The organism is Bradyrhizobium sp. LLZ17, from assembly GCF_041200145.1.
Taxonomy (GTDB): Bacteria; Pseudomonadota; Alphaproteobacteria; order Rhizobiales; family Xanthobacteraceae; genus Bradyrhizobium.
Genome location: NZ_CP165734.1, coordinates 2104552 through 2121764, shown reverse-complemented (window position 1 = coordinate 2121764; position 17213 = coordinate 2104552). Strand labels below are relative to the sequence as shown.

Below are 17213 nucleotides of genomic sequence, written 5' to 3'. Positions count from 1 at the left end.
GCCATTCCTCGAATGTTCTAGGATGAAATGGTCTTAAGTTGAATCAATCCGCCGCGGACCCGGTGCACCTCTCCCGCTTGCGGGAGAGGTCGGCGCAACGCGCCGGGTGAGGGTTCTCTCCTCTTGGGAGTTCTCGATCGCGGAGATACCCTCTCCCCAGCCCTCCCCCGCAAGCGGGGAGGGAGCACACCTCCCTCGTTGGTGCGGTCGAATCTAATCTCATCATGCGCTAGATCTTGATCTCGCGGTTGAAGCGCTCGATCCAGGCCGAGCGCTGCTCGTTGATCTTCTTCCAGTCCTGGAACACGAATTTCTGCTTCAGCTCGGTAGTGTCTTTCGCGAGCACGCGCGCGATCTCGCCGCTCATGGCGACCTTGGAATTGGTCGGCACGATCAAATAGGGCGGATTCATCAGCGTGGTCTGCACTTCAGCCGACAGCGCCGCCTCGATCAGCTTGAACGCAAGCTCGCGATCTCGCTGAGTTCTTGACGATGTGGATCGTGGTCTTGAAGGCGATGGCGCCTTCCTTCGGCGCCACGAACTCGACCGGCACGCCGCGGGCTTTGAGGATCTGGATGGCGTTGAAATTGCCGGGCGAGATGTCGATCTGGCCCTGCTGGAACAGAGTCGCGAGCGCGCCGGGATTGGCGGCGACCGCCGCGAGATTGGGCTTCAGCTCCTCGATCGCCTTGAAGCCAGGATCGACATTGGCTTCAGAACCGCCGCGCATCTTGGCGATCTCGACCAGCCAGCCGGTGCCGAGCGTCGAGTTGAGGTTGGTGATGCCGACACGGCCCTTGAACTCCGGCTTCCAGAGATCGGCCCAGGAGGTCGGCGGCGTCTTGACGGCTTCCGGATTGTAGGTGAGGCCGACGACCTGGAAGAACGGGGCGGGGCCCATCGGCTCCTGGGCTTCGGAGATCAGGTCCTTGTAGTAGGCGCTCTTCTCGACCGGATAGGGCTCGACGAGGTCCTGCCCGATCGCGACCAGCGCAGGGCCGGGATCGTGCAGCATGACGTCAATCGGCGGATTGGCCTTTGCGGCGTTCACCTTCGCGATCTGGTCCACGGAAAGCATGGGGTCGAGCACGATGGCCGCATCCGCGTTGGCCTTCCGGAAGGCCGGCACCAATACCGCCTTGTGCGCTTCCTCCCAGCTTCCGGTGAAGGTTGCAAACACCAGCGGACGGGCCTGGGCGAAGCTTAAGCCCGGAAACGCCTTCATGGCGCCGAGTGTAAGTGCGGTCGTCATCAGGCTTCGGCGGTTCAGGATCATGTCGAACTCCCTGTGGACTGGATCTAAAGCGTTCTGGACTGGATCTAAAGCGTTGCGGGAAAGGCGTTGGCGAGCGACGGGGCGAGTGGCGCGAGCCGCACCGCAGCGCCGTTCTCCAGCGCGTGTGCTCGCCAATGCGCGCCTGCGAAACTTTGACGCCGGAGCCGTCGGCGGTCTTGATCTCGTGAACGACGGTCGCACCTAGCGGGAGCGACATGCCGACCACGCCGGCAAAGCCGGTCTCATCGCCGACGAACTGCAGATGCTCGGGGCGGATGCAGACGGTGACGCGGCCGCCTTCGGTGAGGGCGCCGCCCGCGGGCCGCGCGATGATCTCAGCGCCGGCATCGAGGCGCACCTTGGCGCTCGTGCGGTCCGCCGAGACCACGATGCCGGGCATGCGGTTACTGGCGCCGACGAAGGTGTTCACGAACAGGGTCTGCGGACGGTCGTAGACGTCGGATGGCGAGCCGAACTGCTCGAGCCTGCCGTGGCTGAGCACCGCGACGCGATCGGCCATTGACAGCGCCTCTTCCTGATCATGCGTCACGATCAGCGTGGTGATGCCCGAGACTCTCTGCAGCCGCTTGACCTCGATCTGCATGTCGAGCCGCAGATCTTGTGGAGCGCGGCAAAGGGCTCGTCCAGCAGCAGGATCGACGGCTTGATCGCGAGCGCGCGGGCGAGCGCAACGCGCTGCTGCTGGCCGCCGGAGAGCTGCCGCGGCAGCCGCTCCGCCATCGCCGGCAGTTGCACCAGCTCCAGCAGGCGCTGCGCCTCGCGCTGTCGCGTCGCCTTGTCGACGCCGCGGGCGGCAAGGCCGTAGCCGACGTTCTCGCTAATCGAAAGATGCGGAAACAACGCGTAGTTCTGGAATACGATGCCGACCGCACGACGGTTCGGCGGCAGCGCATCGACGATGTCGTCGCCGATGATGATTCTGCCCCTGGCTCTGCGCGATGAAGCCGGCGATGATCCGCAGCAGCGTCGTCTTGCCGCAACCGGAGGGGCCGAGCAGGGCGATGATCTCGCCGCCCTTGATGTCGAGATTGATGTTCTCGACCGCCAGCGCGCCGCTCGGATAGCGGTGGGTGACCGCGTCGACGACGAGCGATCGGCCGCTTGGCGTATCAGCCATGGTGTTGCCCCCGTTCTCCCGGGAAACAAAGCAAGTCTCGTGCCCCGATCCGCCTTAGGCAGGCGAAGCGCCACATCCTGGGTCTGATCCGGGAGGAGTCGACGCGCCTCGCGCAGGCGTCGTAGAGTATCCCCATGCGCAAGCGTCTCGGCATGATCACGCCGTCGTCGAACTCAGTGCTCGAGCCCGTCACCAGCGCCATGCTGCACGGCGTGGCGGAAGTCAGCGCGCATTTCTCGCGCTTCCGGGTCACCGAGATTGCGCTCGATGCCGCGGCGCTGAGCCAGTTCGATGCCTCGCTGATGCTGCCCGCCGCGGATTTGCTGGCGGATGCGAAGGTGGACGCCATTGCCTGGAACGGGACTTCGGCGAGCTGGCTTGGGATTGCCCGCGACAGGAGCCTATGCGACGCGATCGCGGCCCGTACAAGCGTACCGGCGACGACATCGACGCTCGCTTGCATTGATGCCGTCCGTGCACTCAGCGCCAAACGGGTTGCTCTGGTGTCACCCTACACCGACGACGTGCAGCAAAGGATCGCAGATGTCTGGGCCCGGGAGGGGATGGCCCCTATGCCGAGCGGCATCTCGGTCTGCGTGACAATTTCTCCTTCGGCGAGGTTGCACCGGCGACGATCGCCGGCATGATCCGTGCAGTGGCCTCTGAGGGCGCGGATGCCGTCGTCATCCTCTGCACCAATCTCGACGGTGCTGCGTTGGCGTCACCGCTGGAGCGGGAATTGGATATCGCGGTGCTCGACTCGGTTGCGGTCACGCTATGGCGGACCCTCGACCTTGCCGGCGGCGACATCGGGGCTCTTGCTGATTGGGGTCGGATCTTCCGGACCTCGGCGGTCGTCAAGTGACGGAGACTAATGTGACGCAGTTCGATCTCGCCATTCGCGGCGGCACCATCGTGACGGCCGGCGACGAATTTCGCGCCGACATCGGCGTTCGCGACGGCCGCATCGTCAGCATCGCCGATCGCATCGAGGGAGCAGCCCGCGAGATCGACGCGACCGGCCTGCTCGCGCTGCCGGGCGGCATCGACAGTCACGTCCACATCTCGCAGTCGTCCGGACCCGACGTGGTGATGGCCGACGATTTCGCCTCGGCGACCCGCTCGGCTGCCGCCGGCGGCAACACCATGGTGCTCCCGTTCGCGCTGCAGGAGAAGGGTACCTCGCTGCGCGCTTGCGTCGAGAACTACCGCAAGCTTGCCGAAGGCGAGTGCTACATCGATACCGCCTTTCATCTCATCATCTCGGATCCGACCGCGGTGGTGCTCGGGCAAGAGCTGCCGGCGCTGGTGAAGGACGGCTACACCTCGTTCAAGGTGTTCATGACCTATGACGATCTCGTCCTCAGCGACAGGCAATTGCTTGAAGTGTTCGAGGTCGCGCGCCGCGAGGAGGCGCTGGTCATGGTGCATTGCGAGGGCTACGACGCCATCCGCTTCCTCACCACCAAGCTCGAACGCGAAGGCCACATCGCGCCCTATTATCACGGCGTGTCGCGGCCCCAGGCCGTCGAGCGCGAGGCGACGCATCGCGCCATCAGTCATGCCGAGATCGTCGGCGTTCCCATCATGATCGTCCACGTGTCCGGGCGCGAGGCGATGGAGCAGGTGCGCTGGGCGCAGCAGCGCGGGTTGCCGGTGCATGCAGAGACCTGCCCGCAATACATCACGCTGACCGCCGACGACATGAAGGGCCTGAACATGGACATCAGCGGCGCGAAATATGTCTGCTCGCCGCCGCCGCGCGATGTCGAAAGCCAGCAGGCGATCTGGGACGGCATCAGCAGCGGCGTGTTCCAGACGTTTTCGTCTGACCACTGCCCATTCCGTTATGACGATCCCAAGGGCAAGTTGACGCCGAATGCACGCACTTCGTTCCGCTGGGTGCCGAACGGCATCCCCGGCGTCGAGACGCGGCTGCCGATCCTGTTCTCCGAGGGCGTCTCAAAGGGACGAATCACGCGGCAAAAGTTCGTCGAGCTGAGCTCGACCAACCATGCGCGCATCTACGGTCTCTATCCGCGCAAGGGCTCCATCGGCGTCGGCTTCGACGCCGATATCGTTCTATGGGACACCAAGCTGACGAAGCCGATCCGGCAGGCCGATCTGAACCACGGCTCCGACTATACGCCCTGGGAAGGATTCGACGTCACCGGCTGGCCCGTCACCACGATCGCGCGAGGTCGCGTGGTGTACGACCAAGGCAAGGTCGTCGGCACGAAAGGCGCGGGCGAGGTCCTGAGCCGCGGCAAGTCGAGCCTGGTGTGATCCTCCGATCGGCTTCCGCCGATCCGATGATAGCACTGTTACGGTTCGTACAATAAAGAGAGGCTGAGCCGACCGCGGTGCATAGCTCGTGGGCGTCCGAGACGCCGCGGCGTCGTTCGATCGCCTCCAATTTAGACACGAGATTTGCGGAGATTAGATCGCAGTGCAGCGCGTGTTGCGTTTTGAGCGGGAGATTCCGTGGTGCATTGCACTTTTCTCGCGCGGAACAATCCAGGTTCGCCTGCACTCCTTGCGGGCACCGCTGCACCAGAACGTGCAGTCGGTGACGGGGCACGCCACGCCTCTCGCGTGCTGGTCAACTGGATTGCGACACCTCTGGATCTATTCCGGGCCCATCGATCTGTCGCATGCTCTCCGTCGGTGGCATGACAGGGACGTGGTCTCCAGCTGATCCCTGCCTATGAGCGAAGCCGCACTTCGCGGCCTGACCAAAAGAGATCACCAGGAATTGCTGATGCGTATCGTCAATGTTGCGGCCGCCCAGATGGGCCCGATCCAGAAAACCGACAGCCGCGAGGCCGTGGTGAAGCGCATGATCGCGTTGATGGACGAGGCGAAAGCAAAAGGCGCCGATCTGATCGTCTATCCGGAGCTTGCGCTGACGACTTTCTTCCCGCGCTGGTACGCGGAGGACCGGCCTGAATTCGACGTCTGGTTCGAGCGCGAGATGCCGAACGCGGCGACCAAGCCGCTGTTCGAGCGTGCGGCCCGGCACCAGATGGCGATGAATTTCGGCTATGCGGAGCTGACACCCGACGGCCATCACTTCAACACCGCGATCCTGACCGACAAATCCGGCAAGATCGTCGGCAAATATCGCAAGGTCCATTTGCCGGGCCACGTGGAATACGACACCAAGCGCTCGCACCAGCATCTGGAGAAGCGCTATTTCGAGCCCGGCGATCTCGGCTTCAAGGTCTGGCGCGAACTCGGCGGCATCATCGGCATGGCCATTTGCAATGACCGGCGCTGGCCCGAGACCTACCGCGTGATGGGCTTGCAGGGCGTCGAGATGGTGCTGGTCGGCTACAACACGCCGTCGGTCAACGCGGAGAAGAGCGAAGAGGGCGTCGAGAAGCGGCTGTTTCATAACCGCCTCTCGGTGCAGGCCGGCGCCTATCAGAATGCGACATGGGTGGTCGCGGTGGCCAAGGCCGGCGTCGAGGACGGGCATCCGCTGTTTGGCGGCAGCCTGATCGTCGATCCCAACGGCGAGATCGTCGCGGAGACCAAGACGGAAGAAGACGAGCTTCTGGTTCACCTTTGCGATCTCGATGCCACCATCTTTGGCAAAACTACGATCTTCAATTTCGCGCAGCATCGCCGCATCGAGCATTATGGCCTGATCACGAGCCAAACCGGCGCGGTGCCGCCGCCGGAGAAGTGATGCGGATGGCGGAGTGGGTATCGCCTTGCGCGATCATCTTCGGATTGATGACGAGAATGCGCGGCCGGGACGTGGTGGTCTCCCTGCGAAATGGCGATCACCTGGCTTAAGCCGATCATGGAGTGCCTCATGACTGAACCCAGCTACGACCTAATCGTCCGGGGCGGACGCGTCGCCACCGCGACGGACGTGTTCGAGGCCGATGTCGCGATCTCCGGCGAGACGATCGTCGCCGTTGGTTGCGGGCTTCCGGCGGCCAAACGCGAGATCGATGCACGCGGCAAGCTGGTGCTGCCCGGCGGCGTCGACAGCCATGCCCATATCGAGCAATTGTCAGCCGCCGGCATCATGAACGCCGATACGTTCGAGAGCGCGACCGTCTCAGCCGCGTTCGGCGGCACCACCACGGTGATTCCGTTCGCCGCCCAGCATGTCGGCATGAAGCTGCCGCAGGTGGTGGAGGACTATCACGCGCTCGCCAGGAAAGGCGCCGTGATCGACTACGCCTTTCACATGATCGTCGCGGACGCGACCAGGGAGACCGTCGAGGAGCACATTCCAGCGCTGGTGAAGCAGGGGCATGCCTCGATCAAGGTTTTCATGACCTACGATCGGCTCAAGGTCGATGACGAGCCGTTGCTGGACATCCTTCTCGCCGCGCGCCAGTCCGGCGCGATGCTGTGCGCCCATGCGGAAAACCACGGCATCATCGCCTGGATGGTGAAGCGCCTGCTTGCGCGCGGCTACACGCTGCCGAAATATCACGCCGTCAGCCACGCGCGCGTGTCGGAGGCCGAAGCCTTTATCCGGCTGATCGGCATGGCGGCGCTGATCGACCAGCCGATCATGATCTTCCATGTCTCGACCGCGGAAGGCGCCAAGGTGATCCGCGACGCGCGCGGGCAAGGGTTGAAGGTCTTTGCCGAGACCTGTCCGCAATATCTGTTCCTCACCGCGGCCGATCTCGACAAGCCCGGTGCCGAGGGCGCCAAGTGGATGTGCAGCCCGCCGCCGCGCACGCATTCCGACCAGGAGGCGCTGTGGCAGGCACTGTCGCTCGGTGATCTCCAGACCATCTCGTCGGATCACGCGCCATATCGCTTCGACGAAACCGGCAAGCTGCGCGCCGGCCCCAATCCGAACTTTAAGCAGGTTGCGAACGGCCTGCCGGGGCTGGAGTTGCGGCTGCCGCTGCTGTTCGACGCGATGGTGTCGAAGGGGCGGCTTGGCGTGGAGAAATTCGTCGAGCTGACCGCGACGGCACCGGCGAAAATCTACAATCTGCATCCGCGCAAGGGCTCGATCGCGGTCGGCGCCGATGCCGATATCGCGATCTGGGATCCCAATCGCGAAACCACGATCGCCGACGAAATGATGCACGACCTCGCCGGCTACACGCCGTTCGCGGGACGGACGCTGAAGGGCTGGCCGGTGACCGTGCTGTCGCGCGGCCGCGTCATCATCGACGGCAACACGTGCCTCGCGAGCGCCGGCAGCGGCCAATTCCTGGCCCGCAGCGGCGGCGAGGCGGCCAAACCGACCGGGCGGCTGGTCGCCGACATGGACCCTGAACGGAATTTCGGAGCGAAGCTGCTGTGATGGTGGATGCGCCGGCGAGGCGCGGTTACTGGCATACCATTTGCACGCTAATGGGTTCTGTTTCACCTGCCCTTGGCCAATCAGCGGCCGGCATCACGGCATTACCGGGAGAATTTCATGGATCGCAGGACCGTATTGAAGGGACTGGCTGGCGCGGGCGGTCTGGCACTGTCCGGCGGCCTCTCGGCGCCTGCGATCGCGCAAGGCGCCTCCGCCCGCACGCTGCGCTTCGTGCCGCAGGCAAACCTTGCAAATTTCGACCCGATCTGGGGCACGCAATATGTCGTGCGCAATGCGGCCGCGCTGGTCTGGGATACGCTTTACGGCATCGATTCCTCGCTCCAGCCGCAGCGCCAGATGGTCGAATCCGAGGAAGTGACGGATGACGGCACGACCTGGACGTTCAAGCTGCGGCCGGGGCTCAAATTCCATGATGGCGAACCAGTACTCAGCAAGGATGTCGTCGCGAGCCTGACGCGCTGGGCAGCGCGCGATCCCATGGGCCTGATGATCAAGGCGCTGCAGCAGGAGCTCACCGCCGTCGACGACCGCACCTTCAAATGGGTCCTCAAGCAGCCCTTCCCCAAGATGCTCTATGCGCTGGCCAAGAACAACTCGCCGTGCGGGTTCATCATGCCGGAGCGCATCGCGCAGACCGATCCGTTCAAGCAGATCACCGACTATGTCGGCTCGGGGCCGATGAAGTTCGCCAAGGGCGAATGGGTGCCCGGCGCGAAAGCCGTGTTCGAGAAATTCGCCGACTATGTGCCGCGGCAGGAGAAGGCGTCCTGGCTGGCCGGCGGCAAGCAGATCCTGATCGACCGCATCGAATGGATCGTGATGCCGGATCCGGCGACTGCGGCGGCGGCTTTGCAAAACGGCGAGGTCGACTGGTGGGAGAGCCCGATCGCCGACCTCGTTCCGGTGCTGAAGAAGAACAAGAACATCAGCGTCGATATCGGCGATCCCCTCGGCAATATCGGCTCGTTCCGCATGAATTTCCTGTACCCGCCGTTCAACGACGTGCGGGCCCGGCGTGCGGTGCTGATGGCGATGAGCCAGGAAGACTACATGCGCGCGATCGTCGGCGACGACACCGCGCTGTGGAAGCCGCTGCCGGGCTATTTCACGCCGGATACGCCGCTCTACAGCGAGGCCGGCGGCGAAATCCTCAAGGGCAAGCGCGATCTCGATGCGGCCAAGAAGCTGCTCGCCGAGAGCGGCTATTCCGGCCAGCCGGTGACGTGTCTGGTCGCACAGGACCAGCCGATCACAAAGGCGCAAGGCGACGTCACCGCAGACCTCCTGAAGCAGCTCGGCATGAATGTCGACTTCGTCGCCACCGATTGGGGCACCGTCGGCTCCCGCCGTGCGGCGAAGACACCACCGGGACAGGGTGGCTGGAACATGTTCCACACCTGGCACGCCGGCGCCGACTGCATCAATCCCGCGCCCTACACAGCCATTCGCGCCAACGGCGACAAGGCCTGGTTCGGCTGGCCAACGAGCGCTGGCACGGAAAAGGAGGTCACGTCCTGGTTCGAGGCCAAGAACCTCGACGAGGAGAAGGCTGCCATCGGTCGCCTCAACAAGGCTGCGCTCGATGACGTCGTCTATGCGCCGACCGGCTTCTTCCTGAGCTACACGGCGTGGCGCAAGAACGTCTCCGGCATCACGAAGGGGCCGCTGCCGTTCTTCTGGGGCGTGTCGAAATCCGCATGATCGTGCGTTGAGGCCAGATGCTCTCTTACATCCTCCGTCGCATCGTCGCGACTTTGCCGGTGATGGCAATCGTCGCGCTGTTCGTGTTCAGCCTGCTTTACATCGCGCCGGGTGATCCCGCGGTGGTGATTGCGGGCGACCAGGCAAGCCCGGAGGATGTGGAGCGTATCCGCCAGAGCCTCGGCCTTGATCGACCGTTCCTGATCCAGTTCGGAAGCTGGGTCTGGCGCATCCTCCACGGCGATCTCGGCACCTCGATCTTCACCAATCTGCCGGTCTCGACGATGATCGGCCAGCGTCTCGGACCGACGCTGTCGCTGATGATGGTCACGCTCCTGCTCACGATCGTGGTCGCGGTGCCGCTCGGGGTCGTGGCGGCGTGGAAGGCCGGCAGCCTGATCGACCGCACCATTATGGGTTTTGCCGTGTTCGGCTTCTCGCTGCCGGTTTTCGTGGTCGGCTACATGCTTGCCTACATCTTCGCGCTGGAGCTCGAATGGCTTCCCGTGCAGGGCTACACGCCGCTCACGGAGGGCTTCTGGCCGTGGCTGCAGAACCTGATCCTGCCGGCGGTCGCGCTTGGCTGCGTCTACATCGCGCTGATCGCGCGCATCACCCGCGCCACCATGCTTGAAGTGCTTCAGCAGGACTATATCCGGACCGCGCGCGCCAAGGGCCTGGGGCAAGGCGGCATCCTGTTCATTCACGCGCTGAAGAACGCGGCGGTGCCGATCGTGACGGTGATCGGGATCGGCATCGCGCTCCTGATCGGCGGTGCGGTCGTGACAGAAAGCGTGTTTGCGATTCCCGGCCTCGGCCGGCTCACGATCGATGCGATCCTGCGCCGCGACTATCCCGTCATCCAGGGCATCGTGCTGTTGTTCAGCTTCGTCTATGTCCTCGTCAATCTGATGATCGACGTCACCTATACACTTGTCGACCCGAGGATCCGCTATTGACCGACACGACCGTCGATCCGCAAATGCTTCCGGCCGGCTGCGTCGTCGCACCGCAACTGCCGGATATCCTTCGGCCCGTCGTGATCCGGCGCGGCATCGTTGGCCTGATGCGCGGTCATCCGACGGTCGCGATCGGTGGCGCGCTGTTGCTCGCTCTGGTCCTGATCGCGGTCTTCGCGCCCTATCTGGGCACTGTTGATCCGACCGCGCTCGCCCCCGCCAAACGCACGCGGGCGCCGTCGGGCGCTTTCTGGTTCGGCTCCGACGTGCTCGGCCGCGACATCTATTCCCGCGTGCTGTTTGGTGCGCGGGTCTCACTCACGGTCGGCCTCTCCGTTGCGATATTTGCGTCCGCGGCGGGCCTCGCCATCGGCATCGTCTCCGGCTTCATCCGCTGGGCCGACGGCATCCTGATGCGCTTCATGGACGGGTTGATGTCGATCCCGCCGATCCTGCTGGCGATTGCGCGATGGCGCTCACGCGCGGCAGTGTCGGCAATGTCATTCTGGCGATCACGGTTGCCGAGATTCCGCGGGTTTCCCGTCTGGTCCGGAGTGTGGTGCTGTCGCTGCGCGAGCAGCCCTATGTGGATGCTGCGGTGGCCTGCGGCACGCGCACGCCGATGATCATCCTGCGCCACATCCTGCCGAACACGCTCGCGCCCATGCTGATCCAGGCGACCTATATCTGTGCCAGTGCCATGATCACCGAAGCTATCCTGTCCTTCATCGGCGCCGGCACGCCGCCCACGATTCCGTCCTGGGGCAATATCATGGCCGAGGGCCGGGCGCTGTGGCAGGTCAAGCCCTACATCGTGTTCTTTCCGGCGGCCTTCCTCTCCGTCACCGTGCTTGCCGTGAATTTGCTCGGCGACGGCCTTCGCGATGCGCTCGATCCGCGCATGGCCAAGAGCCTTTGATGTCCGGGGGCTGATCGCGATGGCACTGCTCGAAGTCGAGAACCTCCAGACCCACTTCCGTACCCCGAGCGGCATCAACCGCGCCGTGGACGGCGTGTCCTTTCACGTCAACGAAGGTGAGACGCTGGCGATCGTCGGCGAGTCCGGCTGCGGAAAATCGGTGACCTCGATGTCGCTGATGCGGTTGATCCCGGAGCCGCCCGGTCGAATCGCAGGCGCTATCCGCTTCGCCGGGAGGGATTTGCTTCAGCTGTCGGATCGCGAGATGCGCGCCATTCGCGGCAACGATATCTCCATGATCTTCCAGGAACCGATGACGAGCCTCAATCCGGTGCTGACCGTCGGACGCCAGATCCGCGAGACGCTGATGATCCATCAGGGCCTGGAGAAGCAGGCCGCCGAGGCGCACGCGGTCGAGATGCTCGCACTGGTCGGCATTCCCGAGCCGAAGCGGCGCGTGCGCGAATATCCGCACCAGTTATCCGGCGGCATGCGCCAGCGCGTGATGATCGCGATTGCGCTGGCCTGCAACCCCAAGCTTCTGATCGCGGACGAGCCGACCACGGCGCTCGACGTGACCATCCAGGCGCAGATCCTGAAGCTGATGTTGGGCCTGAAGAGCCGGGTCGGGGCGGCGATCATCCTGATCACGCACGATCTCGGCGTCGTCGCCGAGATCGCCGAGCGCGTGATGGTGATGTATGCCGGCCGCAAGGTCGAGGAAGCGCCCGTCGCCGAACTGTTCCGTTCGCCGCGTCATCCCTATACGCAAGGCCTGCTCGGCGCCGTGCCGAGGCTCGGCTCCTCCCTGACCGGAACGGCAAGGCGGCTTGCCGAGATTCCCGGGCAGGTGCCTGACCTCAGGAAGCCCGTCATCGGCTGCGTCTTTGCCGGGCGCTGTGCGCTCGCAACCGACCTCTGCCGTCAGTACGCGCCCGGGCTTGAGGAGAAGGGGCCGCGCCACGTCGCTGCCTGTCATTACGCCGCGAAGGGAGCCGTTGCGGCATGAGTGCTCCGCTGCTCCAGGTCAACGACCTCAAGAAGCATTTTCCGGTCAATAAAGGTCTGTTCGGGCGCAAATCTGAATGGGTCTATGCGGTCGACGGCGTGTCGTTCGAGATCGCGCGCGGCGAGACGCTGTCGCTGGTCGGCGAGTCCGGTTGCGGCAAGTCGACGGTCGGTCGCGCCATTTTGCGCCTGTTCGATATCACCGCGGGGCAGGTCATCCTCGACGGTCAGCGCATCGACGACGCCGCGCCAAGCACGATGCGCCAGATGCGACGCCGCGTGCAGGTCGTGTTCCAGGACCCGTTCTCGAGCCTCAATCCGCGCATGCGCGTGCGCGACATTCTCGCCGAGCCGATCCGGAATTTCCGCCTTGCCAAATCCGCGGAAGATCTCGAGCTGCGCGTCACCACGTTGATGGACACCGTGCGCCTGCCGCGCGAGGCGCTGAACCGCAGGCCGCACGAATTCTCCGGCGGCCAGCGCCAACGCATCGGCATTGCGCGCGCCTCGCGGCCGAGCCCGAGCTGATCGTCTGCGACGAGGCGGTCTCCGCGCTCGACGTCTCGGTCAAGGCGCAGGTCATCAACCTGCTGCAGGATCTTCAGCAAAAGTTCGGCCTGGCGCTGCTGTTCATCAGTCATGATCTCGCGATCGTCGAGCACATGACCCATCGTGTCGCGGTGATGTATCTCGGCAAGATCGTCGAAGTGGCGCCACGCCGGGAGATCTTTGCCGCGCCAAAGCATCCCTACACCAAGGCGCTGATGTCAGCGGTCCCGCTGCCCGAACCCGGCGCCCAGCGCAATCCCATCATCCTCAGTGGCGACGTGCCAAGCCCGATCAATCCACCGAGCGGATGCCGCTTCCACACCCGCTGTCCCTTCGTGTTCGATCGTTGCCGGACCGAGGAGCCGCAACTTCGTTCGACCGAAGGCAATCAATGGGTGGCCTGCCATCTCGACGCGCTGCCGGCGGGCTAGACCGTCGAATCTTCATTGCCAATGGCAAATCCCAATGTTTGGGACGGACGCTCCCCGAACATCGCGGCATAATACTGCGCGAAACGTCCGAGCTCGTAGAAGCCCTGCTGCATCGCCTGCGCGGCCACGGTCGTCGAGCCTGGAGGGCTGTCCCGCAGGATGGAGTGGACCGTGCAAAGGCGCTTGTGCCGCAGGAAAGTGACCGGGCCGAGTCCGAACACCTCCTGGAAGGCGCGATGCAAGGTGCGCCGCGAGACGCCCAGCGCGGCGCAGATTTCGGAAACATGCACCGGGCGTGTGCCGGCATCGTCCAGATAGTCCTCGACCCGGCGGATGAGCCGCCTCGCGGAGGGAAGCCAGCCGGTGCCGTCGGGCGGCTGGGACGACATGACGTTGGCAGCCACGCATTCGACGATGGATCGCTTCCAGAAATCGGCGGTGGACGGCGTCAGGCCGTCCTTGTGGGTGCGCAGATGCGACATGATCCGCACCAGGCGGCGCGAGGCCGCTGACCCGGTGGTGGGATCTGCCCGGAAATGGCCCCGGCCGCGCCAGGTGTCGGGATCACTCAGCCGCGCTTCGCCGCCGAACAGCGACGTGACCTCATCGAGATCGAAGCGCATGGCCGCGTAAGCGGATGCACCGTGAAAGACGCCGTCATGCTCGAGCCGCGGAGGAATCACGAGAACGTCGTTGAGTTGCATGTCGAACGACCAATGGGCCACGCGCTGCTCGGCGGCCAGCAGCATTCCGATGATCAGCTTGTCGTCGCGGGAGGTGCGTTGCGTGCGCATGCCAACGTTGAAGGCGCCGATGCTAAGGGAGAAATCACCGATGCCGACATGGGACAAACTCCCGCGCAACCGCCCACGCCCAATCTGCATGACGTCGACATGGGAGCCATGGACGGCCTCGTGAAGTCCCTCGAAACCGTCAAGCTTCCGCGAATCAACCAGAAGAAATTGCCCCATCGTTTCAGCTTGCTACCAAAGCGCGACAATTCTGCGGCAGCCCGCGGCGAAATACCACCACAACGCGAGGCGGGTGCATCAACCTGAGCTCGCGTTACGAAGCAAAACATCGCCGAACGTAACGCAAGTCACCTGCGTAGATGGTGCTCCGCACTGAGATAGGCGACATGGCGCATCAGGTCTCGCCCGGCGTTCCGGCGTGCTGGCACAAATTGCACATCACAGGCGTCCGGATCTCGGATACCGTTTGCAACCTGCGCGATAGAGTTGCTCGTGCATCCGCGGATGCCGGAGTGGATGTGGCATTCGCCGCGCACTCGATAAATTGCGCGCGAAAGGGAGGGAGATGTTGAGGCCGTGGCGGTCTTCATCGTCCGTCTCAAGCGCCAAAAGAGGGGACAAGACAATGTGTCGAGCGCCCAGATTGATCTGCCGCAGCCGACCGCTGCTGAACTCTATGCCGTAGCAACGGATGGAATGCGCGTATCGGAGTTCCACCATGCTGAGCCCGGATCACTGCGAGTGGTTGCCGGATGACGCGAACACCGGCGAGATGGTCTTTGTTTCCGGTGGGACCTTCCTGATGGGATCCGATCACCATTACCCCGAGGAGGCGCCGAGCCATCGCGTCTCCGTCGACGGCTTCTGGGTCGATCGGACCCCTGTGACCAACCGCCAGTTCGAGGAATTCGTCGAGGCGACCGGCCATGTCACCGAGGCGCAGATCGTGCCCGATCCCGAGAACTATCCCGGTGCGATGAAGGAGATAGTTTACGCCGGCTCGCTGGTGTTCTCGCCGTTGCCGCGGATTACGGATCTTGCGGACTGGAGCCAGTGGTGGAGCTTCTTGCGCGGCGCCGATTGGCGTCATCCCTATGGTCCCGGCAGCAACATCAAGGGCCTCGCCGATCATCCCGTCGTGCACGTTTCCTTCAGCGATGCCGCAGCCTACGCGCGGTGGGCCGGCAAAGATCTGCCGACGGAAGCGGAATGGGAATTCGCTTCGCGCGGCGGCCTCGATGGCGAGGAGTTCGCCTGGGGCGACGCGCTGATGCCGGGCGGCAAGCACATGGCCAACATCTGGCAGGGCAACTTCCCTGTCCAGAACCTCGGCGAGGATGGGTTCGAGCGTACCTCGCCGGTCATGGCCTTCCCGCCGAACGGCTACGGCCTCTACGACATGATCGGCAATGTCTGGGAGTGGACCTCTGACTGGTGGTCGGCGCGGCATCAGGCCGATGCCGCGAAGCCGTGCTGCATCCCGAAAAATCCTCGTGGCGGGCGCGAGGATACGAGTTACGATTCCTGCCTGCCTGCCATCCTCATTCCACGCAAGGTCTTGAAGGGCGGCTCGCATCTCTGCGCACCGAACTATTGCCGCCGTTATCGTCCGGCCGCGCGCCATGCCGAGGCGATTGACACATCGACCAGTCATATCGGGTTCCGTTGCGTTATGCGCGGACTCCAAGGCCGCGATGGCTAGTTCGAAATAAGAATTGATAAAGCGTGCTCAACTGCACGCAAATGCGCCTGTGGTCCCGCGCCACGAAAGCCGTCAATTAACCTAATAACGTATGTTGCTGAGCTGCCGCGCATCGCGCAGGTCAGCCGCACCAAGCCGGACACAGGGTCATCTAACCGCTTGACGAGTTCAAAAAAGAACTGTAGTCTGCACCGATAAGATGGCCGACGGCAACGAACGGCCAGCGCACGTTTGGGAGGACGAGCAATGTTGGGCAGATGGACGATCGTTGCGGCTCTCGCTCTATGTTTGAGCGGACGGGTATTCGCCGCCGAAGAGCCGGGAATCTCTGCCACCGAGATCAAGATCGGCGGAGTGTTTCCTTTCAGCGGACCGGCGTCATCCATCGGTCTCGTCGGCAAGGGGCTCATGGCCTACATTCAGGCCTTGAACGAGCGGGGCGGCGTCAACGGACGCAAGATCAACTACATCGCCTATGACGACGGATATAGTCCTCCCAAAGCGGTCGAGCAGGTCCGCAAGCTGGTTGAAGGCGACGAAGTGTCGTTCATGTTCGGCCAGCTCGGCACTCCCGGCATTTCGGCCACTGCAAAATACCTGAAAGCCAAGGGGGTACCAAGTGTCGCGATCGTCAGTGGCTCGTCCAAGTTCACGGACGTCGCCAATTATCCGCTGATCACCACGGGTCTTGTCAGCTACGACACCGAAGGAAAAATCTACGCCAAATACCTGACCAAGACGCTGCCGAACGCTAAATACGCCATCCTCTATCAGAACGACGATCTCGGCAGAGACTACGTCGGTGCGTTCAAGGCGTTTCTCGGCAAGGATTTCGACCGGAAGGTCGTCATCGCGTCCTATGAGATCACCGACCCGACGATTGACTCGCAGATTACCAATCTGAAGAGCTCGGGTGCCGAGGCATTGGTCATCGCCGGGACGCCGAAGTTCGCCGCCCAAGCCATCCGGCAAGCGTCGGTGATCGGCTGGAAGGCGACCGTGATCATCAATTTCCCCTCCGCCTCGGTCGGAGGCACGCTCGCACCGGCCGGCCTCGACAAATCGGTCGGCGTGATGGTCGGGACGATCAACAAGGATGTGCTGGATGACACCTGGAAAGACGACCCGGGCATGCAGGCCTACCGGGCGTTCTTCGAGAAGTATCTCGCGGGCGCCGACATCACCAACGGCAGCTATCTGACCGGCTATCAGCAAGGCATCCTGCTCGAGCAGATTCTCAGGCAATGCGGCGATGATCTGTCGCGGAAGAATATTCTTGGGCAGGCGAAGAACCTGAAAGATATCGTTATTCCGACTGCGCTGCCCGGGATCAAGGTCAATACCAGCGAGACCGAGAACATGATCTGGACGCAGATGCGGCTGCAGCGCTGGACCGGCACGACGTGGCAAGCCTTCGGAGAAGTCCTGGATGCCAGGTCCGAGTGACCTCGCGTTGCGCGCTC

9 protein-coding genes and 5 pseudogenes are annotated in these 17213 nt (G+C 63.6%); 11 read left to right on the top strand and 3 right to left on the bottom strand.

Translation table 11 applies throughout. The annotated features are described in order from the left end of the window. Window positions 1–229 precede the first annotated feature (229 nt). Both AB8Z38_RS10625 and AB8Z38_RS10620 read right to left on the bottom strand, forming a co-directional pair. Window positions 230–1277, bottom strand: a pseudogene (locus AB8Z38_RS10625) (ABC transporter substrate-binding protein). Between the two features lie 44 nt (window positions 1278–1321). Continuing rightward, window positions 1322–2415, bottom strand: a pseudogene (locus tag AB8Z38_RS10620) (ABC transporter ATP-binding protein). Between the two features lie 134 nt (window positions 2416–2549). Between AB8Z38_RS10620 and AB8Z38_RS10615 the strand changes: the two are divergent. The 9 genes and pseudogenes from AB8Z38_RS10615 (at window position 2550) to AB8Z38_RS10575 (ending at window position 13296) form a co-directional block, all read left to right on the top strand. Beyond that, window positions 2550–3280: pseudogene (locus AB8Z38_RS10615) on the top strand (aspartate/glutamate racemase family protein). Window positions 3281–3291: 11 nt separating this feature from the next. Continuing rightward, a complete protein-coding gene (hydA, locus tag AB8Z38_RS10610) occupies window positions 3292–4701 on the top strand; it encodes a dihydropyrimidinase (RefSeq protein WP_369724866.1) in 1410 nt (469 codons plus the stop codon). Between the two features lie 475 nt (window positions 4702–5176). After that, window positions 5177–6109, top strand: coding sequence for an N-carbamoyl-D-amino-acid hydrolase (locus tag AB8Z38_RS10605; protein ID WP_369724865.1), 933 nt, complete (start codon window positions 5177–5179; stop codon window positions 6107–6109). Window positions 6110–6238: 129 nt separating this feature from the next. Next, window positions 6239–7708 (top strand): dihydropyrimidinase, encoded by a 1470-nt coding sequence (gene hydA / locus AB8Z38_RS10600; protein WP_369724863.1) that lies wholly within the window; start codon window positions 6239–6241, stop codon window positions 7706–7708. A 117-nt stretch (window positions 7709–7825) separates the two neighbouring features. Further along, window positions 7826–9430 carry an ABC transporter substrate-binding protein gene (locus AB8Z38_RS10595; protein WP_369724861.1) on the top strand — a complete coding sequence of 535 codons (1605 nt, stop codon included), beginning with the start codon at window positions 7826–7828 and terminating at the stop codon, window positions 9428–9430. Between the two features lie 17 nt (window positions 9431–9447). Continuing rightward, complete coding sequence (locus tag AB8Z38_RS10590; protein ID WP_369724859.1) at window positions 9448–10389, top strand: ABC transporter permease; 942 nt, start codon at window positions 9448–9450, stop codon at window positions 10387–10389. After that, window positions 10386–11308, top strand: a pseudogene (locus tag AB8Z38_RS10585) (ABC transporter permease). Before AB8Z38_RS10590 ends, AB8Z38_RS10585 begins: the two are co-directional and overlap by 4 nt. A 19-nt stretch (window positions 11309–11327) precedes the next feature. Further along, on the top strand, window positions 11328–12317 hold the full coding sequence (locus AB8Z38_RS10580) for an ABC transporter ATP-binding protein (RefSeq protein ID WP_369724857.1): 990 nt from the start codon (window positions 11328–11330) through the stop codon (window positions 12315–12317). Next, window positions 12314–13296: pseudogene (locus AB8Z38_RS10575) on the top strand (ABC transporter ATP-binding protein). The gene AB8Z38_RS10580 and the pseudogene AB8Z38_RS10575 overlap by 4 nt, the downstream one beginning before the upstream one ends. Here the strand turns inward: AB8Z38_RS10575 and AB8Z38_RS10570 are convergent. Further along, a complete protein-coding gene (locus AB8Z38_RS10570; RefSeq protein WP_369724855.1) occupies window positions 13293–14267 on the bottom strand; it encodes a helix-turn-helix domain-containing protein in 975 nt (324 codons plus the stop codon). The pseudogene AB8Z38_RS10575 and the gene AB8Z38_RS10570 overlap by 4 nt on opposite strands. Before the next feature lie 499 nt (window positions 14268–14766). Between AB8Z38_RS10570 and AB8Z38_RS10565 the strand changes: the two genes are divergently transcribed. Further along, window positions 14767–15750 (top strand): formylglycine-generating enzyme family protein, encoded by a 984-nt coding sequence (locus AB8Z38_RS10565; RefSeq protein WP_369724854.1) that lies wholly within the window; start codon window positions 14767–14769, stop codon window positions 15748–15750. Window positions 15751–15996: 246 nt separating this feature from the next. Then, on the top strand, window positions 15997–17196 hold the full coding sequence (locus tag AB8Z38_RS10560) for an ABC transporter substrate-binding protein (protein WP_369724852.1): 1200 nt from the start codon (window positions 15997–15999) through the stop codon (window positions 17194–17196). Window positions 17197–17213 lie beyond the last annotated feature (17 nt).